The sequence below is a fragment of the Massilia sp. UYP32 genome (genome assembly GCF_050434365.1).
GTDB lineage: Bacteria > Pseudomonadota > Gammaproteobacteria > Burkholderiales > Burkholderiaceae_D > Telluria > Telluria timonae.
This window is the reverse complement of the sequence record NZ_JBNDIK010000031.1, coordinates 77,036-85,124: the sequence shown is the minus strand read 5'-3', so window position 1 is coordinate 85,124 and position 8,089 is coordinate 77,036. Positions and strand designations below refer to the sequence as shown.

Here is an 8,089-nt window from a genome sequence, read left to right as displayed (position 1 = left end):
GCTGTGCACCCTGCGTTTTTTACCTTCACTCATTCGCTGTCATCCTTTCGCGGACGACAGCTTAAACCACCGTCTCAGATTCGGGGTCCACTATATACCGCGGGCGACACGGGATGGCGTGGCAATGAGGGACGGACGATTACTTAGGTACAATGTGCAGTCGTCCATAGCGTACGCTCCTTCCCAAGCCCAGCTCAACCAATGCCTACACAAGCATCAACTTACGCACCACAGGCAAATGGTGCCGACCTTGCTCCCGACCTTCATGGTGGAAAGGGCATGCGTAGACTGGTAGCTGAGCATGACTGGGCATCGACGCCACTCGGCCTGCACGAACAATGGCCGGCCAGTCTGAAAGTACTCCTCACCTTGATGCTCGATTCGACCGAGCCGATGGTCATATGGTGGGGTGAGGATTGCCTTCAGCTCTACAATGACGCCTATGCGACCCGGGTCGACGGCGGCGATGGCCCGATCGCGCTCGGGCAGCCCGCTTCGCAGACCTGGAAGTACGGCTGGGCGTCGGTCAGTCCCTTGGCAAAGCGCGTCCTGGACGGAGGTCCTTCGACCGTCTATTCGGATTTTTTGTACAGCATCGAACGCGATGGCTGGATCGAAGATACCTACTGGACCTATTCATTCACGCCCGTCCGGGACGACGCAGGTGCGGTTGGCGGCGTCCTGCTCCTTTCCGAGGAAACTACCGAGCGCAATCTGAGCACGCGGCGTCAACAGACGCTGGACTTCCTGCGCCAGCAACTGGCGGACGCGCGCACAATCGACGAGCTGAAGGCCGCAGTCGAACAAGCGGCCGCCTTCAATCCACACGACATCCTTGATGCGAGACTGATGTCGATCGAGCCGGCGGCGGAAGAAGCCATGGCGACACCGCTCCAGGTGCGCATCCCGGCGCCCGAAGTCGGGGTCTCGGTCGATCTCGCCATGTGGTTCGCGCTATCGCCGCGGGTTGCACGCAATGCTGCCTACCGCCTTTTTCTCGAACAGTTCACGGTGCTGGTCGCCAGTGCGCGCCATCGCCTGGATACCGAAGCGTTGCGCCGGCTCGTGGAAGCCGAACGTGACCGGCTGCTGCTGGATGCGCCGGTCGGTGCGGCCGTCATGGTCGGGGAAGAGCTGGTCTATCACCTGGTGAATTCGATGTACGCCATGGTGAGCGGCCGGCCGGCCGAGCAGATGGTGGGCAAGGCATTCCTCGACGTGTTTCCCGAGCTGGACGGCTCGCCCGTGCATGTGAAGTTCAAGGAGGTGTATCGCGCCGGACAGCCCTTCGTTTCGCAGCCGACGCTGGTACAAATCCACCGCAACGGAGGCGCGCTCGACGACCGATACTTCACCTACAACCTGTCGCCATTGCGCACGCTTTCAGGCGAGGTCTACGGGCTGATGGTGATCGCAGTGGATATCACTGTCCAGGTCGAGTCGCGTACGCAGGTCGAGAAACTGAATGTGGAATTGCAGGCTGCTGCCCGGGCAAAGGACGAGTTCCTGGCGCTGCTGGGCCATGAACTGCGCAACCCGCTCGCGCCGATCGTCACCGCCCTCAACCTGATGCAGATTCGTCAGGGTGATACGGCGCATGAGCAGGTCGTCATTCGCCGCCAGGTGACCCATCTGACGCGCCTGGTCGACGACTTGCTCGATGTCTCGCGCATCACCCGGGGCAAGGTCGAATTGCGGAAAGAAGTCGTCGATGTCCGCGAGGTGTTGACGGGCGCTGTCGACATGGTGATGCCGCTCATCGTGCAAAAACAGCAGCGCCTGCATGTCGATATCGTCTCGCTGCAATGGTATGGCGACCCGGCACGCCTGGCGCAGATCGTTTCCAATCTTCTCACGAATGCATCGCGTTACAGTCAATCGGCAGCGGAGATATCGCTACAGGCCGGCGTCGAGAACGGGGAACTCAAGATCGAGGTTTCCGACAACGGCACGGGTCTGTCGCCAGACCTGCTGCCGCATATCTTCGAGCCTTTCGTCCAGGGAGAGAGAAGATTGCATGGTTCTGTCGGTGGACTCGGGATCGGCCTGGCCCTGGTCAAGAACCTGTCGGAGCTCCATGGCGGACATGTGGTGGCGCACAGCGAAGGCTCAGGGAAAGGAAGTACTTTCACGGTACGCTTGCCGCTGACAACGGGCCCGGCGCCGACAATGGACGCGGCGCCCCTCCCAGGCATGCGGCTTTCCAAAAAGCCCCAGCGCATTCTTGTCGTGGATGACAATGTCGACGCCGCCGACACCTTGGCCGAAGCGCTCAGGGCTTATGGACATGAGGTGAAAACCGCCTATACGGCGGAGGCAGCACTGCAACTCTTCACCCAGGATTCCCTGGACCTTGCCGTTCTCGACATCGGACTGCCCGACCTCAGTGGACATGAACTCGCCGACTTGATGCGCAAGACCGGACACAATCCTGAAGCACGCTATGTCGCCTTGAGCGGCTTCGGGCAGGAGGTCGACAAGGAGCTCAGCGCCGCAGCGGGATTCGCGGCGCATCTCGTGAAACCCATCGGTTTCGAAGCACTCGGCACATTGTTGGGCGTCTCATAGCGGCCGGTCGAAGCGGCCCTGTCCCAGCTTGCTATCCGACTACCCGGGCTGACGACACGAGGCAGCGATCTTGTGTCCGTCGAGGTCGCGGATATAGGCTGCATAGGCGTTCGGAGCAAATGGACGCGGACCGGGGGCGCCTTCGTCGCTCGCGCCGAGCGCGAGCGCGCGGCGATGGAATTCGTCGATGGCCGCGCGGCTGGGCGCGGCAAGGCCGATGGTCAGCCCGTTGCTTGCCGTAGCAGGCTCTCCGTTGCGCGGATAGCCGACCATGAACTGGGGCGCGCCGAGGCCCCAGCCGGCGATACGGCCGTCGACCTCGAGCAGGCGCGTGTACCCGAGCGGCGCCAGCACCTGATCATAGAAGTGCATGGCACGCTCGAGGTCGTGCGTTCCAAGGGTGAAATGGGTGAGTATGCTCATTGGCGTTCCTGTTCGGTGAGGTGATCGATGCTGTCCGTTCAGCGCTTGCTGACCTTGATGTCGGTCCGTTCCAGATCCCAAGTGGCGGCGGTGCAGCCTTCGTCGCGCAACTGGTATTTCAGGACCCGGCCTTGCGTGTTCTTCGGCATGGAGTCGCGGAATTCGATATAGCGGGGCAGGGCGTAGTAAGGCACCGCATCGACCGCCCAGTGGAACAGGGCTTCCGGCTGGAGGCTGCTGCCCGGCTTCAGGATCGCGGTCACCTTGACGTCATCCTCTCCTTTGTCGGAGGGAACCGCATGGACGGCGACTTCCTCGATCTCGGGATGGGCGGCGAATGCCGACTCCATCTCGAAACTGGAGATGTTTTCGCCGCGCCGGCGCAGGTAATCCTTCTTGCGATCGACGAAGTAGAAGAAGCCGTCCTCGTCGAACTTGCCGATGTCCCCGGTATGGAACCACATGTTGCGCATGACTTTCATGGTGTCGGCCGGACGTCCCCAGTAGCCCATGAACATGATGTCGGGCCGCAGCGGCCGCACCACGATCTCACCAGGCGCATTCGCCGGCAGTTCGCGGTCCAGGTCGTCCACGATGCGCACATCGAAGTCGGGGATGCGCTTGCCGGATGAGCCAGGTGCGGCGTATTCGCCGGCTGCGAGCGAGGTGATGACGCTCGCTTCGGTCAGGCCATAACCGTTGCCGCCGACCTGGCGGGCCCCAAAGCGCTCGCGCCAGATCCGCTTGGTTTCTTCCGTAAACGGATTCCCGCGCACGGTATGGATCTGGCCCACACAGCGCCGCATCGCCTCGCTGTCCGGCGCCTGCGCCAGCAAACCGCCCATTCCGCCTAGGATGGACGCAATGGTCGCGCCGCTGCGCTCCACCTCGGGCCAGAAGTTCGACACCGAGAAGCGCGGCACGATGGCCACGCGGGCGCCGACCAGAATGTTCGCCAGCACCCCGACGCACATCGCATTCATGTGGAACAGGGGCAGGGGCGTGATCGTGACGTCCCTGTCGGTCGCTGGTCCCGCACGCAGCTGCAGTCGCGCCAGGTTGCACATGTAGTTATAGCTGAGCATGCATCCTTTCGACGGGCCCGTCGTCCCCGAGGTATACACGATGCATGCGAGGTCGGATGGCGAGGGCTTGACGGTAATCGGGTCGTCGCAGGCGCCGCGGTATTCGTCGAGCGAGGCGATGCGCACCGTGCAGGGCGGGCGGCTGGACAGGGCGCCGCGATACAGGATCAGGGTGACGTCGGGCAGGCCCTCCGCGACCTGGGCGATGCGCTCCAAATAGTCGGCCTCGCAGATGACGATGTGGGCGCGGGCATCGGCGATCTGGTGGCGCAGGAACTCGCCGCGCAGTGCCGTATTGACCGGCACGCTCACGGCGCACAGCTTGTTGGCGGCGATCCATCCGGTGACGGCATCGATATTATTGTCGAGCATGGTCAGGATGGTGTGGCCCGGCTTCAGGCCCAGTCCGGCCAGCGAATGCGCCAGGCGTGTCGACAGTTGATCAAACTCGCCATAGGTGGTCAATTCGCCGCCGAAGTCGAACAATACCCGCCCCGGATGGGCCGCGACAGCCCGGTCGAGTGCGGCGATGACGGTATCCTGCTGTCCCAGCGACCAGGTCCCGGGATTGCCCATTCCAGCCATTTTGCCTCCTTTGTCAGGACCCGGCGAATGGCCCGCCGGGCTCCCTTGCGTTTGTTTGTCGTATGAATATAAACAGAATCGCAAAAAGTGTCAAAGTATTGCGAGGACTTCCTGCGTGTCGGCTTCTAATGCACCTGTCCTTACGTTACAATCCGGTTTCGAAAAAATGCGCGGAGCGGAGTGAATCGATGACGACTGCCGTCAAACCAAAGAAGCCGACGACCGCAGTAAAGGCGGCAGCGGGCCGGGCGAAGGCCGTGCCGGCGCAAGCCGAAGCGCGCCAGGCCAGGACTGTGAAGGGCGCAGCACCGGCGGCGGTACCAGCCGCAAAATCTGTTCGCGCGCGCGCCAAGCCGGCAGCGGCGCCGGCGCCGGTCGAGAAGGTGAAAAAGCCCGCAGTACGCACCGGCGCCCTGCCGGTCAAGCTGAACAAGCGCTCCGGCGATACGATCGCCAAGATCCTCGCCACGACGGAAGAAATCATCCTGCAATCCGGCGCCGAACGGATCTCGATCCTCGACGTCTGCCAGGAAAGCGGCATCTCTCGCGGCACGTTCTACCGGTATTTCTCGTCCCAGGACGACCTGCTCGACGCATTCTCGCGCCACAAGCGCGACCAGTTCCATGCCCGCCTGATCGAGGCCGTGGGCCCCTACCAGGATCCGGACGAGCGCTTCCAGGCCGTGCTGAACTTTGTCGACGACTACCTGGAGCGCAGCCGCGCGCGGCGCCTGCTGCTGGTCGCGCCGGACTATGCGACCCGCTGGTTCCAGCGCATCTTCCACGATTCGGTCCATCGCTTCCAGGATGTGCTGTCGATCGTGTTCGATGCGTGGGAAGAACGGCGCGGCATCACGCTCGACCGCGAACTGATCTGCGAGCTGATCGTGCGCTTCATCCTGAGCGACGTACTGGTGCCTTCCGGCGCGGACCGCCGCAACCTGATGCGCCGGGTCGAACGCTTCGTCATCATGCTGTTGTCGGGCCGCGTCGCGCGCCGTTGACCGGCCCCGTTTTTTACCTGAGGTAAAACCGTTCTCCGGACCGGGCGCCCGGTCCCATGCTTCAATCCTGCGGATATCAAAACGAACCCCGAGGAGACAGCATGACAGCGGCAAAGAACGAATACGACGTGGCGATCGTCGGCGGTGGACACAACGGGCTGGCCGCCGCCTGCTACCTCGCCGAAGCGGGCAACAGGGTGCTCGTGATCGAAGCTCGCGAGAAGGTGGGCGGCATGGCCTCCAGCGGCTACCTGATTCCCGAAGCCCCGCAGCATCTCATCCATCCATGTGCGCTCGACCTGATGTCGCTGCGCGTACACCCGATGATGCCGCAGGAATTGCAACTCGAGCGCTACGGTTTTCGCCAGGTGGAGATGAGCCCGGGCTACGTCTACCTGCACCCCGATGGCAGTTCCCTGGTGTTCGGCCGCAGCGCCGCGCAGACCGCGGCCGAGATCCGGCGCTTTTCCGCACGCGACGCCGATGAGTTCATGTCGCTGATGAAGCTGGTCGATGCGTTCATCGACGTGGCGATCCCGATGATGCGGGTCGACCCGGCCCAGCGCAATCTCGGCGCCAAATGGCAGGCGTTTCGTGCAATGTTCAAGAACCGCGCGCTCAAGCCGGAACTGATGGCGCTGATCGGCAGCCCCGCCTACACCTCGATCATGGAGCGCTTCGAGCATCCGGTGACGCAATCGGCCCTGTGCTGCCTGCTGGGCGCGGCCGGTCCGATCGCTGGCGAGGCCACCGGCATCTATTTCGCGCTGCTTGGTTTTATCCACCGGTTCGGCCTGGGGCGCGCGGTCGGCGGCATGCAGACGCTGTCGAACGCGCTGGCGGCGCGGCTGCGCGAGCTCGGTGGGGAGATCATCCTCGACGCCCCGGTTGCGGAAATCCTGGCACAGGACGGCGTGGCGAGGGGCGTGCGCCTGAAGAGCGGTGCGGTCGTCAAGGCGCGCGCCGTGATTGCCTCCATCCACCCGAAGATGGCGCTGGAAATGGTGACGCCCGGCGCGCTCGACCGCCGCACGCTCACCCGCGTCGCGCTGGCGCCGGCGAACGGCCATGGCGCCTCGCCATTGAAGGTCGATGTCGCGCTCTCGGGGCAGGTCGGCTACAGCCGCCATGAAGCGATGCGGCCGGACGGGCTGAGCCTGCGCAAGAGCGTGCTGCTGATCGGCACCGCCGACGCCGTGCTGGACAACTTCCGCGCCGCCGCGCGCGGCGAGGTGTCGCCGCTGCCCTACATGTGGATCACCGCCCCGAGCGCCGTCGATCCGGGCCAGGCGCCGCCGGGCCAGGACGTGGCCTATCTGTACCCGGTGGCGATGCCGGTCGAGCCGCGCAACGGCTGGGATGCGATCCGAGCCGGGGTGGGGCAACAGGTGATCGACCATGCGAGCCGATACATGGACGGCCTCAAGGAGTACGAGATCGGACGCAGGATCGAAGCGGCGCCGGACCTGGCCGAACGCCTCAACGTGCATCGCGGCTGTGTCGTGCACATCGATACCAGCCCCGCGCGGAGCGCCCTGATGCGGCCGGCTGCAGGGCTGGGGGGAGATACCCTGCCGGTGGCGGGCCTGTTCCTCGGCGGCGCCGGCGTTCATCCGGGGGGCGGCATCAACGGGCTGCCGGGCCGGATCGCCGCGCGCCGCGTCAGCCGTTACCTGGCGCGCTGAGCGGGGCCGCGGCGAGCGCCAGCGGGTGCTGCCCGGTACGTGTGTACTCGAGCGCCGACAGCACAAACTCCACCGAAAAACTGCGCCAGGCATCGGCGTCCGGCGCCCTGGCCACGTCGATGTCGCATAGGGTCGACACCGTATAGCGGTTGACCCAGGCGCCGGTTGTCGCCAGCGCGGCCAGCGCCAGCGCCATGTCTGGATCCACGTCGGCGCGGAAGTCGCCGCTGGCGATGCCGCGCGCGATCGTTTCCTTCATCTTGTCCCGCAGGCGAGGAGCAAGCTCTGTGAAACTGTTGCGCGGCGTGGCGCGGCTTTCATGAAAGCGAACGCCTTCCTGCGCCAGGCTGCCGAGCGCGCCGTCATGGTAAGGCTGAACCATCTGCCGCAACAGCGCCCTGAGGGCCTCCCGCGGCGGCAGCTGGGCCAGCTCGAGGCTGACCAGTTCGCTCATCGCCTGTGCGGAGGACTCGTCCAGGATACAGGCGAACAGCTCTTCCTTGCTGCGGAAATAGTGGTAGACCAGCTGCTTGGTCACGCCAGCCGCCTGGGCGATGTCGTCCACCCGGGCATCGGCCAGCCCTTTGCCGGCGAATTCGCGGCGGGCCGCCTCTGCGATGCGCCTGAGCGTGTCGCGCTTGTTCGGCAAGGCCTTCATCGGCGTACAACTGGTCGGCTGCTCGTCCATGGTGTCGTCTTCGAGATATCGGTTCCCCGGCTTGAGGCAGGGCGCTTGACT

Annotated in this window: 6 protein-coding genes; 3 read left to right on the top strand and 3 right to left on the bottom strand. The window is 64.3% G+C overall.

The features are described from left to right. The first annotated feature begins 279 nt into the window (after positions 1–279). The gene (locus ABIB42_RS22335) at positions 280–2,568 is read left to right on the top strand and encodes a hybrid sensor histidine kinase/response regulator (RefSeq protein WP_005666877.1); all 2,289 of its coding nucleotides are present in this window, start codon (positions 280–282) and stop codon (positions 2,566–2,568) included. 39 nt (positions 2,569–2,607) lie between these two features. On the opposite strand, the gene ABIB42_RS22330 is transcribed toward ABIB42_RS22335, so the two are convergent. Further along, entirely contained in the window at positions 2,608–2,991 is a 384-nt protein-coding gene (locus tag ABIB42_RS22330; RefSeq protein WP_005666879.1) for a VOC family protein, read from the bottom strand. 38 nt (positions 2,992–3,029) lie between these two features. After that, positions 3,030–4,661, bottom strand: a complete 1,632-nt coding sequence (locus ABIB42_RS22325; RefSeq protein ID WP_184238932.1) for an ATP-dependent acyl-CoA ligase — start codon at positions 4,659–4,661, stop codon at positions 3,030–3,032. A 188-nt stretch (positions 4,662–4,849) separates the two neighbouring features. Between ABIB42_RS22325 and ABIB42_RS22320 the strand changes: the two genes are divergently transcribed. Together ABIB42_RS22320 and ABIB42_RS22315 are read left to right on the top strand one after the other, a co-directional pair. After that, positions 4,850–5,665, top strand: coding sequence for a TetR/AcrR family transcriptional regulator (locus ABIB42_RS22320; protein ID WP_005666882.1), 816 nt, complete (start codon positions 4,850–4,852; stop codon positions 5,663–5,665). Positions 5,666–5,766: 101 nt separating this feature from the next. Beyond that, a complete protein-coding gene (locus ABIB42_RS22315) occupies positions 5,767–7,350 on the top strand; it encodes a phytoene desaturase family protein (RefSeq protein WP_184238929.1) in 1,584 nt (527 codons plus the stop codon). Here ABIB42_RS22315 and ABIB42_RS22310 read toward each other — a convergent pair. After that, positions 7,328–8,038, bottom strand: a complete 711-nt coding sequence (locus ABIB42_RS22310) for a TetR/AcrR family transcriptional regulator (RefSeq protein WP_429249008.1) — start codon at positions 8,036–8,038, stop codon at positions 7,328–7,330. The two genes, ABIB42_RS22315 and ABIB42_RS22310, sit on opposite strands and share 23 nt — an antisense overlap. Positions 8,039–8,089: the final 51 nt, after the last annotated feature.